The 14,280-nt window shown below is 60.2% G+C and carries 11 protein-coding genes and 1 tRNA gene; 5 read left to right on the forward strand and 7 right to left on the reverse strand.

Features of this window, described 5'->3' with window-relative positions:
* The first annotated feature begins 46 nt into the window (after nt 1–46).
* Nucleotides 47–2,035 carry a TPM domain-containing protein gene (locus IEV00_RS03490; RefSeq protein WP_188358913.1) on the forward strand — a complete coding sequence of 663 codons (1,989 nt, stop codon included), beginning with the start codon at nt 47–49 and terminating at the stop codon, nt 2,033–2,035.
* A gap of 66 nt (nt 2,036–2,101) precedes the next feature.
* A complete protein-coding gene (locus IEV00_RS03495; protein ID WP_188358914.1) occupies nt 2,102–2,821 on the forward strand; it encodes a PspA/IM30 family protein in 720 nt (239 codons plus the stop codon).
* An 89-nt stretch (nt 2,822–2,910) separates the two neighbouring features.
* On the opposite strand, the gene udk is transcribed toward IEV00_RS03495, so the two are convergent.
* On the reverse strand, nt 2,911–3,525 hold the full coding sequence (udk, locus tag IEV00_RS03500; RefSeq protein ID WP_188358915.1) for a uridine kinase: 615 nt from the start codon (nt 3,523–3,525) through the stop codon (nt 2,911–2,913).
* 157 nt (nt 3,526–3,682) lie between these two features.
* Between udk and IEV00_RS03505 the strand changes: the two genes are divergently transcribed.
* The 3 genes from IEV00_RS03505 (at nt 3,683) to IEV00_RS03515 (ending at nt 7,963) form a co-directional block, all read left to right on the forward strand.
* Complete coding sequence (locus IEV00_RS03505) at nt 3,683–5,011, forward strand: MFS transporter (RefSeq protein WP_188358916.1); 1,329 nt, start codon at nt 3,683–3,685, stop codon at nt 5,009–5,011.
* A gap of 45 nt (nt 5,012–5,056) precedes the next feature.
* Nucleotides 5,057–6,835 carry an AMP-binding protein gene (locus IEV00_RS03510; protein WP_188358917.1) on the forward strand — a complete coding sequence of 593 codons (1,779 nt, stop codon included), beginning with the start codon at nt 5,057–5,059 and terminating at the stop codon, nt 6,833–6,835.
* 147 nt (nt 6,836–6,982) lie between these two features.
* Nucleotides 6,983–7,963 carry an MsnO8 family LLM class oxidoreductase gene (locus IEV00_RS03515; protein WP_188358918.1) on the forward strand — a complete coding sequence of 327 codons (981 nt, stop codon included), beginning with the start codon at nt 6,983–6,985 and terminating at the stop codon, nt 7,961–7,963.
* A gap of 176 nt (nt 7,964–8,139) precedes the next feature.
* On the opposite strand, the gene IEV00_RS03520 is transcribed toward IEV00_RS03515, so the two are convergent.
* The 6 genes from IEV00_RS03520 to IEV00_RS03545 form a co-directional block, all read right to left on the reverse strand.
* Nucleotides 8,140–8,213 (reverse strand) — tRNA-Pro (locus IEV00_RS03520).
* Nucleotides 8,214–8,318: 105 nt separating this feature from the next.
* Complete coding sequence (locus IEV00_RS03525; protein ID WP_308936397.1) at nt 8,319–9,554, reverse strand: CynX/NimT family MFS transporter; 1,236 nt, start codon at nt 9,552–9,554, stop codon at nt 8,319–8,321.
* A gap of 82 nt (nt 9,555–9,636) precedes the next feature.
* Nucleotides 9,637–11,217 carry a ribosome biogenesis GTPase Der gene (der, locus tag IEV00_RS03530; RefSeq protein ID WP_188358920.1) on the reverse strand — a complete coding sequence of 527 codons (1,581 nt, stop codon included), beginning with the start codon at nt 11,215–11,217 and terminating at the stop codon, nt 9,637–9,639.
* Between the two features lie 36 nt (nt 11,218–11,253).
* Nucleotides 11,254–11,925 carry a (d)CMP kinase gene (gene cmk / locus IEV00_RS03535; protein WP_188358921.1) on the reverse strand — a complete coding sequence of 224 codons (672 nt, stop codon included), beginning with the start codon at nt 11,923–11,925 and terminating at the stop codon, nt 11,254–11,256.
* Nucleotides 11,926–12,076: 151 nt separating this feature from the next.
* Nucleotides 12,077–13,246: a prephenate dehydrogenase gene (locus tag IEV00_RS03540; RefSeq protein ID WP_229723043.1), complete on the reverse strand. Its 1,170-nt coding sequence runs from the start codon at nt 13,244–13,246 to the stop codon at nt 12,077–12,079.
* 9 nt (nt 13,247–13,255) lie between these two features.
* Nucleotides 13,256–14,263: a pseudouridine synthase gene (locus IEV00_RS03545; protein WP_188358922.1), complete on the reverse strand. Its 1,008-nt coding sequence runs from the start codon at nt 14,261–14,263 to the stop codon at nt 13,256–13,258.
* Between the last annotated feature and the right edge of the window lie 17 nt (nt 14,264–14,280).

Here is a 14,280-nt window from a genome sequence, read left to right on the forward strand (position 1 = left end):
GTCCGCCCCGGGCAAGCAGCCAGAACTGCCAGAGAAAGTAGATACCGTGGGAAAAGCTAGGTCAGTAGGAATTGCTCTTTCAGCCTGGGCTGTATTGGGACTGGCAACGGTCTCTCCCGCCCTGGCAGAGGCTCCCATGGATCTTCCCGCCTCGACCCGCATTGAAGACACCACCGGTGTTCTCAACCGCGGTGAGCTTCAGTCGGCTATCGACCGGCTCAAGCAGGAGCACAACATTAACCTCTACGTGGTCACCATCGATTCTTTCGAGAATCCTTCTAACTCTGAGGCCTGGGCCCGGGAGCTGATGTCCATGAACAATATGGGCACTAACGATGTTGTTTTGGCCATTGCCACCGACGAACGGGCGGCCCGTTTTATCTCCGGCGGAGGGGAACTCAACCAGCAGCAGGGCGATAAAATCTACACCAACAGAATTCTGCCCGAGCTGCAAAACTCTGACTATGAGGCAGCTTCCCTTGCCGCCGCAGAGGGCATTGACTCTGAGCTTTCCGGCGGCGGTATCTCCGGTGTTCTCACCGGTGTGGGTACCCTGGGCGGTATTGCTCTGGTGGCCGGTGGCGGTGCCTGGTTGCTGGGCCGCAACCGGAAAAAGGGTGGCTCCCCCGCTACCGATGCCCCGCGCGGTGCTGGCAGGCCGGCTCCTGCCGCCCCGGCGCCGTCCATCGAGCAACTGCGCACCGAGGCCGACGCGCTTTTGGTCTCCACGGACGACGCTATCGCCCACTCCGAGCAGGAGGTCGAGTTCGCACGGCTACAGTACGGCGAAGCCGAGGTTGCTCCCTTCGCAGCGGCTATTGATGAAGCGAAGCAACATATGCAGCGCTCCTTCCAGTTACAGAAGCAGCTAGACGACGATATTCCCGATACCGAGGCAGACCAGCGTTCCTGGCTCACCGAAATTATCGGTCGCTGCCGCGATGCCCAGCAGGCCCTGAAAAACCAGGAGGAGAATTTCAACCGCCTGCGCCAGCTGGAACAGAACGCCCCGGCCGTCCTAGAAACCCTCAAAACCCGCGATGCCGACCTGGATTCCCTCTTTGCTTCGGCCCGGCAGTCCCTGGGCCGGATGCAGGCCACCTATGCTCCCGGTGCCTTTGAGTCGGTGGAAGACAACCTCGATCAGGCCCAGGGCCACCGCGAATTTGTGCGCGAGGCGGTAGAGACTGCCTCAGCCCAGCTCGATACCAACCGGTCAGAGGCAATTCTTGAAATCCGCGCCGGTGAAGAGGCCGTAGGCCAGGCTAAGGGGCTGTTGGAATCAGTGCTCAAGACCGAAGACGAGCTCAGGCGTGCCGGAGAATCCTTAGAATCTGCCCTGCTGCTTGCCCGCCGCGACGTGGCCCAGGCTCAGGAACTCGCCAAGCACCAGGCCAGCGGAGAACTCGCCGGCGCTGCTGCCGGAGTCTCTGCGGTGCTTGACCGCATTGAAGCCGAAAGCAGGCAGCCCAAAAACGATCCGCTGGCGCTGTCAAAGCAGCTGACCGAGGTGCGTTCCGAGCTGGACTCGGCTCTGGGCAACATGCGGGAGGTGCACGAGCAGGAGCGCTCAGCTCGTGCCACCTTAGCCCATGCTCTGGTCTCTGCCCAGGCGCAGGTCTCATCGGCCAGCGAATACGTCTGGGCCCGCCGCGGCGGTGTTCGGGCAGAGGCCCGCACCAAGCTGCGCGAGGCAGAGCGCCACCTGACCGAAGCGCAGAACTTGCAGCAGAGGGACCCCGTGGCAGCGCTTGCCCACGCCAATGACGCCACCCGGCTGGCAGACGAGGCAAAACGAATCGCCCGCGACGACGTAGACCGCTTCAACCAAGACCACTTTGGCGGCTACGGCCGCAGGGGCCGTTCCGATAACTCCGCCCTGCTCGGCGGTATCTTACTGGGCACCCTGCTCGGCGGTAACAACTCCGGTTTTGGCGGGGGCTTCGGTGGCGGTGGCCACTTTGGCGGAGGCGGTAGCTTCGGTGGTGGCTTCGGCGGAGGCGGCGGTGGATTTAGCTCCGGCGGAACCTTCTAGTTTTCTTTGCTTCAAACCTGTTCCTATCAATCGACCAAACAACACCTACAGAATCAGGAAAATATCATGGCAAAACAGACCATCTTCTCTCGGATCTCCCAGCTGGCTAAAGCAAACATCAACTCTTTGCTTGACGCCGCAGAAGACCCGCAGAAAATGCTCGATCAGATGGTGCGGGACTACACCAACAACATTCACGAAGCTGAGCAGGCTGTAGCCCAGACCATCGGCAACCTGCGCCTGCTGGAAGAGGACTACGCGGAAGACCAGCGAGAGGCCGAAGAATGGGGTAATAAGGCCCTGGCTGCCTCGAACAAGGCGGACGAGTTTAGGGCAGCCGGCGATAACGCCAACGCAGATAAGTTCGATAACCTCGCCAAGATTGCCCTCGACCGCCAGATGCAGGCCGAGAAAGAGGCCGCCGCTGTTAAGCCCCAGATTGACTCCCAGACCCAGGTGGTGGAACAGCTCAAAGACGGCCTGACCAAGATGCGCGAGAAACTGCGCGAGCTCTCCATCAAGCGTGATGAGCTGGTTGCCCGCCAGAAGAATGCCGCGGCCCAGACCCAGGTCAATGACGCCCTCAAATCATTTGACGTGATGGATCCGACCAGCGAGATCTCCCGTTTTGAAGAGAAGGTTCGCAGGGAGGAAGCTCGGGTTCGGGGCCAGCAGGAGCTCGCTGCCTCGTCGATTGATGCGCAGTTCGACAACCTGGAAGAACTCACCAAGCAGTCTGAACTGGACGCGCGCCTGGCGGCTTTGAAGGCAAAGAAGGCCCAGTAGGTTCAAGCAGGCTAATCTACACGCCTTTATAAGAGAGCGCTGGCCGCCCCTTCGTGCAGGGGCGGCCAGCGCCGTCCTCACCTCGTTTCCTAAGCAGACAGCTGGCTGTTGATGCGGTGAATCAGCATCTCCAGGGCAACCAGGTTAGTACCGCCCTCGGGAATAATCATGTCTGCCTGCCGTTTGGAGGGCTCAACATAGAGCTCGTGCATGGGCTTGACCGTCTCAAGGTACTGGGTCTGCACCGATTCAATGGTGCGGCCGCGCTCCAAAACGTCCCGGCGCATGCGGCGCAAAATCCGCACGTCGGCGTCGGTATCGACAAAAAGTTTAATGTCGCAGCGGCTACAGATTTCTTCTTCGGCAAAGATGAGAATGCCCTCAACAATAATGATGGGCCGGGGCTCAATCAGAATGGTCTCTTCAGAGCGGTTATGGATGGTGTAGTCATAGACCGGGCACTCAATCTTCTGCCCCTGCACCAGGGCATCAAGCTGCTTAATGAGCAGGTCATTATCGAAAGCCTCGGGAGCATCGTAGTTCAGCCGGCACCGTTCTTCGTAGCTGAGCTCATCGTGCTGCTTGTAATAGTTATCGTGGTAGACCACGGCAACCTGAGTTTTAAAGGATTCAATCAGAGCGCGGGTCAGGGTAGTTTTACCGGAGCCGGTTCCTCCGGCAATTCCGATGACGAGCGGCTTCAAAAGGTCTCCTAGGCACTAGCTCAGATCAGTTGGGCTGTCTTTTATTCTGCCATGAAGTAACGAAGAGAAGAAAACGTAATATCCGCGCCAAGCGCGAGTTTCCGGGGTTCTAGGACTACCCTTGAAGCGTTGTTTCCCCCACATTTGCAGGATTAATATGGCTACTCTCAACCAACGTTTAGACTCTCTTCCTTTCACCCGCAAGCATTCCCGGCTCTTAGCGGGATCTGGCCTGGGCTGGGCCCTGGACGCTATGGACGTGGGCCTGATTTCCTTCATCATGGCGGCTCTCGCCGCACACTGGGGTCTGAGCGCTACCGAGATTTCCTGGCTGGGTTCCATCGGTTTTGTGGGCATGGCGCTGGGAGCCACCCTGGGTGGGCTCCTGGCTGACCGACTGGGTCGCCGCCAGGTTTTCGCGCTAACCCTGCTCGTCTACGGCTTGGCAACGGGTGCTTCTGCCCTCTCCACCTCGCTGGCTATGCTGCTTGTCTTCCGTTTTATTGTGGGCCTGGGTCTGGGAGCCGAGCTGCCGGTTGCCTCAACCCTGGTCTCTGAATTTTCACCGGCACGAATCAGAGGCCGAACCGTGGTCATCCTGGAGGCTTTCTGGGCTGTGGGCTGGCTACTGGCTGCAATTATTGGCGCTACCGTGGTGGCAGGCGGCGAACAGGGCTGGCGCTGGGCCTTGGCTCTGGGCCTGGTTCCCGCCCTCTACGCGGCGGTGATTCGCTGGGGCCTGCCCGAGTCGGTCCGCTTTCTGCAGGGCAAGGGAAAACAGCAGGAGGCAGAACGGATTGTCAAAGAGTTTGAAGCCTCGCCCGCCCTCTTCGCCAGCCGGGGCGCGGCCAAGCCGCAGCAGCAGACGAGGCCAGCGGCGGCGTCCTTGGAAGAAGGCAGACAAAGTCTCTTCTCGCCGGCCTACCGGCGCCGCACCCTCGCGCTGTGGACCATCTGGTTCTGCATCAACTTCGCCTACTACGGCGCCTTTATCTGGATTCCCTCCCTGCTGCTTTCATCGGGTTTCTCGCTGGTGCAGTCTTTCACCTTCACCCTGGTGATGACCTGCGCGCAGCTACCCGGCTACGCCGCCTCTGCCTGGCTGGTTGAGGTGTGGGGACGGCGCCGCACGCTGGCGGTCTTTCTGTTCGGCTCGGCTGCCTCTGCTGTTTTCTATGGTCTGGCAGACTCCGAACCACTCATTATTACCGCCGGTTGTCTGCTCTCTTTCTTCAACCTGGGTGCCTGGGGTGCCCTCTACGCGCTGACCCCGGAGCTCTACCCCACTGCCGTGCGGGCATCCGGCGCAGGTGCCGCTATGGGCTTTGGCAGAATCGCCTCGATTCTTGCCCCGCTGGCGGTGCCTCCGCTGGTGGCTGCAGGTGGTATCTACCTTCTCTTTATTCTTTTTGCCCTGGTTTTCTGCCTGGCAGCCGCCGCTTCTTTCGCCCTGCCGGAGAAACGGGGTGTCTCACTCGCGGCCTAGGTTCTATAGTGAGATAAAAGAAGATTCACCATCGGAGATAAACACATGAATCCCACCGAGATTTTCCGTTCGGCCCGCGACCAGCTACTTGACCTGCGCGAAGACTATGCCGCCGCCAATGAGCAGTTCACCTGGCCCCAGCTGAGCGAATTCAACTTTGCCCTGGACTGGTTCGATGCTGTTGCCGCCCTACCGGAACGCAAGAACCAGGATGCCCTGGTGATTGTTGAGCAAGACGGTTCTTCAACCCGGCTCACCTACGGGGAGCTCTCTGCCTGGTCAAACCGGGTGGCGAATTGGTTGCGGTCGCTGGGTGCCCAACGCGGAGACCGCATGCTGGTGATGCTGGATAACCAGACAGAGCTCTGGGCAGCCATGCTGGCGGGTATGAAGCTGGGCGTGGTCTTGCTACCGACCACCACCATGCTCTCCCCCGCCGGCTTGCAGGAAAGAATTGACCGCACTGCTTCGGGTTGGGTAATCACCAACCCCGCCAACGCACGAAAGTTTGACCATGTCTCCGGCGACTTTGGGGTGATTGTTACCGGCCAGCCCGAAGCCTCCCGCTTTGAACAGCCCCACCCCGAATTTTTGTTTGCCGAGAGCGCCGATTTCCCCCAAGAATTTGAAGCTGACGGCCCCTTCAAGGCTGACGAGCCCCTGATGATTTACTTCACCTCGGGAACCACCAGCCAGTCCAAGATGGTGGAACATACCCAGGTCTCCTACCCGGTGGGTCACCTCTCCACCATGTACTGGATTGGCCTGGAACCCGGCGACGTTCACCTCAACGTTGCCTCCCCCGGCTGGGGCAAGCACGCCTGGTCGAACTTCTTCGCCCCCTGGATTGCCGAGGCAACCGTCTTTATCTACAACTACTCCCGCTTTGACGCCCTGGCTCTCATGAAGGCGATGGAGGACGAAAAGGTAGCGAGCTTCTGCGCCCCGCCCACAGTTTGGCGCATGCTCATTCAGGCTGATTTACACACCCTCAAAAACCCTCCCCGCAAGGTGGTGGCAGCCGGCGAGCCCCTGAACCCCACCGTCATCGAGGCGGTCAAAGAAGCCTGGGGCGTGGACGTTCGCGACGGCTTTGGCCAGACCGAGACCACCGTGCAGATTGCCAACACCCCCGGCCAGCCGGTCAAGGCAGGTTCGGTGGGTCGTTCGGTTCCCGGATTTGAGCACGAAATTATTGACGAGCAGACCGGTGAGATTATCGAGGGCGAAGGTACCGGCGAGGTCTGCATCCGCCTAGAGCCCCGCCCCGTTGGTTTGACCCCGGGCTACCTCAATGATCCCCACAAGACCGCCAAAACCTTCAAGAACGGGCTCTACCACACCGGCGACGTCATGCACCGCGATGCCAAGGGGCTCTACACCTACGTAGGCCGCTCCGACGATCTCTTCAAGTCGTCAGACTACAAGCTCTCCCCCTTTGAGCTTGAGTCTTTGGCCATGGGCCATGCCGCTATTTCGGAGATTGCGGTGGTGCCCTCGCCCGATCCGATTCGCCTAGCGGTACCCAAGGCCTACATCGTGCTGCGCGAGGGCTTTGAAGCCAACGCTGAAACCGCCGAGTCCATTCTGCGCTACTGCAAGCGGGTTATTCCGCCCTACGGCCGTATTCGCCGCCTGGAATTTTTGGACCTTCCCAAGACTGTCTCGGGCAAAATCCGCCGGGTGGAGTTGCGGCAGCGAGAAATTGACTTTCACGGTGCGGCCGGCGAACTCACTGAGTCGGCTTTGGCTGCCAGGACGACGAGCGGCGGCTTTGGCCACGAGTTTCAGTACTCGGACTTCCCGGACCTGAAGAAGGTCTAGGCTGGGTAGCTCTGGCTTGTTGCCGGTTTGTACAGGGTTGTCTCCCGGGCTGATATCGGTTTGTACAAGGTTATCTCTTGTGTACAGAGTTAGCCTTGTACAGAGGAGATAACCCTGTACACATTTAGTCATCTGAGGAGCTAGCCCGTGCTTATTTCTGTTCTCGATCGAGCAGCTGCCGCCAGCCAGGAGAGCGAGGCAGAAACCCTGCGGCAGGTTTCTGCCCATGCCCAGCATGTTGAATCTCTGGGCTTTCACCGATTTATGGTGGCAGAACACCACGCCGTTGCAGGAATCCCCGGTTCTCAGCCAGCGATCCTGGCCGCTCACGTTGCCTCCTCCACCTCTACACTTCGCGTGGGGACGGCGGGGGTTATGGTTCCAGACCACCCTCCGCTGATTATCGCCGAACAGGTTGGTCTGCTCGAAGCACTCTATCCCGGAAGGATTGACATTGGTCTGGGCTCATCGGTTGGCTTTACTGCCCCGGTACGGCAGGCCTTGCGCCAGGGCACTCCCTCCGAAGCCAAGGCTCGGCTCGAAGATGATTTTCGGGAGCTCCTAAGCTACCTTTCCGGCTCTGCCGGTATTACCGCCCGCCCCGAGAATCGGGCGCAGACACCCCTCTATGTTTTGGCCGGTTACCGCTCGGCTTTCCTCGCAGCCAAGCTGGGGCTGAAAGTAATCTTGGGTGGCCCGGTAGAGGTACAGCTCAAAGCAGCTCAAGTGTATCGGGGAAATTTTGTGCCCTCGGCTTTTGCGGCTGAGCCTGAGGTTGTCTCATCTCTCAACATTGCGGTGGCGGAAAGTGAACGGGCTGCCTCAGACCTCCTGTTACCGGAAAGCTACGCTAAGGCCCTCTCCCGCTCCACCGGTGTCTTCTCTGCCCTAGCTCCTGCGGCAGAGCTTGACCTTGAAAGTCTTACGAGCCAGCAGAAGAAAAGAATTGCCGATTTTCAAGCCCACTGCATTGTGGGTACCCCGGCCCAGGTCAGGGAATCTCTGATGGCTGCGTCTGAAAAATTGGGGGTGCAGGAATTCCTGGTGACCGGCGATATTCCGGATCAGGCGGGCAGGGCTCGTTCGGAGGAGCTGCTGGCGGAGATAGCTCAGGGGCTGAGTCGTTAGCTAGCTGCCTTCCCAGCAATTTTGTACAGGATTACCTCACTACCCCAACATTTTGTACAGGGTTGTCTCTGATGTACAGAGATACCCTTGTACACCCGAGACAACCCTGTACGAAACTGCCCTGGGCTTCAGGGCATGAAAAAATCCCGCCTGCCTAGCAGACGGGATTCGATGTGTCGGGTTGACAGGATTTGAACCTGCGACCCCTTGACCCCCAGTCAAGTGCGCTACCAAGCTGCGCCACAACCCGATTGTTTCTCGAGGGGATTCCCTCAAGCACTCGTATAACTATACGCACCCCAGCGGCGGTTCGCAAATCGAGAGACCACTTTTTTGAGCGAACTGCATCACAATTTTAGTCAATGTACCGGTCACGGCTCACCATCACGCCCAGCACCACCTCAATCAGACCCAGTACTACCAGTAACCACAGAGCCAAAGACCACGAATCGGTGGCATCGTGCAGGGCACCGATAGCGAGCGGGCCCGCCGCAGCAATAATGTAGCCCACCGACTGACCCATACCAGAGAGAGCACCGGCATTTACGTGGTGGCGGGTGCGCAAACCAAACAGAGACAGGGCCAGCACAAAGAAAGTTCCGCAGCTCAGGCCCCCGGTGAAAGCCGGAATAACAGCTAACTCGGGGAAGAAGAGTAGCCCCAGCAGGCTCACAATCCACAGGGCAAGCATAAAGAGCATCAGGGGTCTAATCGAGTGCGTCTTGGGTAGCAGGGCGGTGCAGAGCAGCGAGCCGAAGAGGCTACCCAGGTTGAAGAGGAACTGGTGGAAACCCGCTGTTTCAGCGCTAATGCCAAAGCTCTGCTCAATAGGTGATAGCCAGGCGAGAAGGGTGTAAAAGAACAGCGACTGCACTCCCATAAAGGCTGCAATCTGCCAAGACAGCGATGAGCGCCAGGGGTTAATAGCCTTTCTACGCTGAGGTAGGTTTCCACTACCACCACCCACCGTTGAGGTACGCGCCTGGGGAACCAACAGTAGGGCGGTGACCACGGCAAGCACGGCCCACACACCCAGCGAAAAACGCCAGCCGGTATCACTGGCAGAAGCCAGGGGCAGGGCTATACCGGCTGCCATCGCCGCAAAGCCACCCTGCACCGCCGAGTAAATACCGGTCATCGACCCAATTCGGGCGGGAAAATCTCGTTTGACCATTACCGGCAGCGAAACGTTGAGCACGGCAATCGAAACACCGATACAGGCAGTTCCTACCCAGATTATCCCCGGCAGCGGCAGGCTACGAACCAGAATGCCCACAGCGAGCCCAACCACCGCGATTAAGAGCGTTTTCTCCAGACCCAGTTTCTGAACAAGTTTGGGCGCTACCGGAGAAACCGCTGCGAAAGCCAATAGAGGAATAGATGTCAGTAGTGAAACGGCCGAAGAAGACAACCCCAGGGTTGTCTGAATATTACTAACGAGTGGCCCTACGGCGGTCAGGGCAACACGGAGGTTAGCCGCAAGAAGCAGAAGAGTAATAAGAATTAAACCAGCCGGGTGAAACCGGCGCTGAACATTCAAGACCATGTGAACTAAGGTAACCCTTACTTGTTCACATAACCAAAAAACCATTTCGGTCAGCGGAACACGACATATGTTCCACTGCCCGAAATGGCTCAGGCAGCCCTAACCCAGCGGCGTGAAGCCGCCTGCCCTAGCGGCGCTTACGGCCGCCGTCCTTGGCAGACTGGCGCTCCGCCAGGGTGCGGCGCTCACGCACGCGCATCGCAATCTCAATCGGGGTTCCGGTGAACTCGAAAGTCTCGCGCAGACGGCGAACGATGAAACGGCGGTAACCGGGATCCAGGAAGCCGGTGGTGAAGAGCACGAACTTGGGCGGACGTGACTGCACCTGAGTACCGAAGAGAATTCGGGGCTGCTTGCCACCGCGCAGCGGGTGCGGGTGGGCCGCCACGATCTCGCCCAGGAAAGCGTTGAGACGGCCGGTAGGAATACGGGCGTCCCAGGAGTCCAGGGCGGTTTCCAGCGCAGGAACCAGCTTGTCTTTATGCCAGCCGGTACGGGCAGAGATATTGACGCGCGGCGCCCAGGCTACGTGCGCCAGGTCGCGGTCAATCTCGCGTTCAAGCTGCTCGCGGCGCTCTTCATCCAGGGTGTCCCACTTGTTGAAGGCAAGAACCAGGGCCCGGCCAGAGTCAACAACCTGCTGGATAATACGAACGTCCTGCTCAGAGATGGGCTCGGAGACATCCAGTAGCACCACGCAGACCTCAGAACGCTCAATAGCGGTCTGGGTGCGCAGGGAAGCGTAGAAGTCAGCGCCCTTCGCCATGTGCACACGACGGCGGATACCGGCGGTATCCACGAAACGCCAGGGCTTCTCCCCCAGCTCCACGATTTCGTCCACGGGGTCGCGCGTGGTACCGGCGAGGTCATTGACCACCGCGCGCTCCTCGCCCGCCAGCTTGTTGAGCAGGGAGGACTTACCCACGTTGGGTCGGCCCACCAGGGCTACACGGCGGGGGCCGCCCAGGGCCTCGGGCTCAGCATACTGGGAGTGCTCGGGCATGACCTCAAGCAGTTTATCCAGCACGTCTGCCAGACCGCGACCGTGCAGGCCGGAGACCGGGAAGGGCTCGCCCATACCCAAGGCCCAGAGAGCGTGAATCTCGGCTTCCTGGTGCTCGGCATCGACCTTGTTGGCAATGAGCAGAATCGGCTTCTTCACCCGGCGGAGCATTCGAACAATGGCCTCATCGGTATTGGAGATACCCACCATGGCATCGACCACCAGCAGCACAACGTCAGCGTGGGCCACCGCGATTTCTGCCTGGGCCGCCACCTGGGCGTCAATGCCCTTGGCATCGGCTTCCCAGCCGCCGGTATCTACCAGGGTAAAGTCCTTGCCACTCCACTCGGCCTTGTAGGAGACACGGTCGCGTGTTACGCCGGGCTTATCTTCCACCACGGCCTCGCGACGGCCCAGGATTCGGTTGATGATGGTGGACTTACCCACGTTGGGGCGGCCCACAATGGCAACCACCGGGTCTGCCTCTTCGTTTTCTTCAAGGTCAATGTCAAAGCCCCAGGCGCCCAGCAGCTCCTGGTCTTCTTCGTCGAGGTCGTAGTCTTCAAGACCTGCTAGCAGGGCCTCGGCGCGCTGGTCAGCGGTCTCGTCGTCGATTTCAGCGAGGCGTTCCGAAACGTCGTCATCGCCGCCGCCGAGAAACTTCTCTTCGTATTCGTCGTGCTCGGAACCAAAATTTTCAGCCATGTCACGCTCCTTCGTGTCTCAGGTGTTGTCTCTAGTCTATCGGTTGAGCTGCTTTTGCACGGCAGCGATAGTTGCCGCCACGGTAGCCTCGTAGTCCAGGTCGGTGGAGTCGATGGTTACCACGCCGTCTGCCGCCTCGGTAAAGTTGTTGACCCGCGAATCCTTAGCGTCTCGCTCAGCCACCTGGGCCTTCAGTTGCTCGGCATTCTGGGTTCCACCCAGCTGTAGACCGCGGCGGGCCATGCGCACCTCTTCGGAGGCGGTTAGCAGCAGGCGGGCATCGGCGTCAGGGGCCACCACGGTGGTGATGTCGCGGCCCTCAGCGACGATTCCCGCCGACGCCCCCGCGATAAAGTCGCGCTGGAGCTGGATGAGGATTTCGCGGACGCGCGGCACGGCGGCTACCGCTGAGACCGCTGAGGAAATCTCGGGGCTGCGGATTTCCTCTGCCACGTCGGTTCCACCCACAAGAATCGATTCTGCATCGGGGTTGGTGCCCTGCTGAAGCGGGAAATCCTCGGCGGCAGCAATGATGGCGGCGGGGTCTTCGAGGCTGGCACCGGAGCGCACCACGTGCCAGGTCAGAGCGCGGTACATGGCACCGGTATCGAGGTATTCCAAGCCAAAGTGGCGGGCAACGGCCTTAGAGACCGATGACTTGCCGGAACCGGAAGGTCCGTCAATAGCAATCACAATTTTCTCAGTCATGAGAAAAGCCTTTCTTCTGTATTCCTGGCTAAGACAAACACACTAGCGGTGAGGTGCGCCGCCCCGACCAACTGGCATCGGGGCTGGCGTTTAAGGGAGGTTGGGCGGGCGGCGCGCCTCAGCGCCTACATTGCGTTTGTTCTCAGCCTCTCTATCGAACGACCTTCCAGCCTGCGCTGGTCAGATCAGCCTTGAGTTTGTCGTGTTCGTTGGGGTTGACAGCTATTTCCACCATACCCACCGGCTGCCCCGGTGAGTGTTCCATGCGGAGGTCTTCGAGGTTGACTCCCAGCTCTCCGATTTCGGTGAGCAGGCGGGCAATCTGGCCCGGGGTGTCGTCTACCAGCACGGTCATGTGGGCAAAAGCCGCCGGGGCACCGCCGTGTTTACCGGGGATTCTTGCCACGCCGGCATTGCCCTCGCTCATGAGCTGGGCGATGTCTAGGCGGGCACCGGCTGCGGTGGGGTCTTCCAGGGTTGCGATCAACCGTTCCAAATCTTCGCGCACCCCGTAGAGGGTCTGTACCACCGGCTGGGCGTTGGCCGCAAGAATCTGTACCCACAGGGAGGGGTCGCTTCCGGCAATCCGCACGGTATCGCGCAGGCCCTGCCCCGCCAGTCCCAGGGCATAGAGCGGGGTCTCCTGCAGGCGGGAGGCCAGCAGGGAGCTCATTACCTGGGGCACATGGGAAATCAGCGCCACGGTTCTGTCGTGCTCTTCCACTGTCAAATAGGTGATGGTGGACCCCAGCTCCACGCCCAGGGTCTGAGCGAGCTTGACCGAGTCTTTGCGGGCAAGCTCATGCTCACAAATCACAAAGGGGCGGGAGGTAAACAGCTCGCCGCTGGCGGCCACCGGCCCCGACTTTTCGCGACCCGCCATGGGGTGGGTACCCACATAGCGGGAGGCATCGGCACCAGAGGCCAGCACCTGAGACAGAATCGGTGCCTTGACCGAGGCAATATCAATCACCGTTGCGGTGGGCCAGGCACGGAGCTGGTCAATCACCACCTCGGCGGTAACGTCCGGCGGAGGGGCCGCGACCACCAGCTGCGGCTCGGCAGGCAGCAGGGCGGCGGCGTCCACGGTCGAAGAACCGGCAGCAGCGGCTAAAGCGCGCAGGGAAAGCCCCGCGCCAATATCCTGCGCCACCGCCTCAACCGTGGGTGAGACGTCGGAGAGATAGACCGGCACACCCTGGGCCCTCAGGGCAAGCCCCACCGAGGCACCCAGCAGGCCCGCGCCGATGATGAGCACCGGCCCCTCAACCGCCGAGGTGTTCTCCTCTGGGCGGGGTTGCATGGAAAGGTAGTTATCCATTCTCAGCCCTTACATATCAACGGAGGCCAGCAGCTCACCAATCTCAACCTTAGACAGGTTGCGAATCGTGCCCTGCTTCTGAGAGCCAATGCGAATGGGGCCCATCTCCACGCGCACCAGCTTCTCCACCGGGTAGCCCACGGCATCAAAGAGACGGCGCACAATGCGGTTGCGACCGGAATGGATCGACACCTCAATCAGCACGTGACCGGGGGTGGAGTCCACCAGCTTGAAGGAATCCAGGCGGGCAGTGCCGTCTTCAAGACGGATGCCCCGCTTCAGCTCCTCGCCCACGCCGGAGGCCACCGGGCCGCGCACCTGCACCAGGTAGGTCTTGGGAACCTCATAGGAGGGGTGGGTCAGCCGGTTAGCCAGCTCGCCGTCATTGGTCAAAAGCAGCAGGCCCTCGGTCTCCACATCCAGGCGGCCCACATGGAAAACGCGATGGTTGAAGGAATCACGCAGGAAGTCCTTAATGCAGGGGCGGCCCTCAGGATCTTCCATAGTCGAGACCACGCCGGCAGGCTTGTTAAAGGCCATGTAGATGTACTTCTCATCGGTCTGAATCGAGATACCGTCTACGCGCACCACCACCTTCTCGGGGTTCACGCGCACACCCAGCTCGGTCACAACCTGGTCATTGACGGTCACGCGACCCTCTTCAATCATCTGCTCGCACACCCGGCGCGAGGCTACACCTGCGCCCGCCATGAGCTTCTGCAGGCGCACGCCGTCATGATCGTAAAAATCGTAGTGGTCTACGGGGTCAGCCTGGGGACGGCGCGGACGGTGCGGCCCGGCGTAGTTGGGGTTCTTTCCGCGGTGAGGACGCCGCTCGCCGAACTCATTGGCGAAAGGCTGGCCCGAACGGAAACGGGGGCCCTTGCCGGTGCCTGCCTTGCGGGGGCCGCCTGGCTGGCCGGGGCGGGCACCCTTGTTAGATGCCTTGCCCGCACCGGGCTTTCCCGCTTTACCGGCGCCACCGCGGCCGTGGTTACCTGAACGTCCCTGTGCCATGTTTGACTCCTTTACTC

The organism is Rothia aerolata (assembly GCF_014635585.1).
GTDB classification, from domain to species: domain Bacteria; phylum Actinomycetota; class Actinomycetes; order Actinomycetales; family Micrococcaceae; genus Rothia; species Rothia aerolata.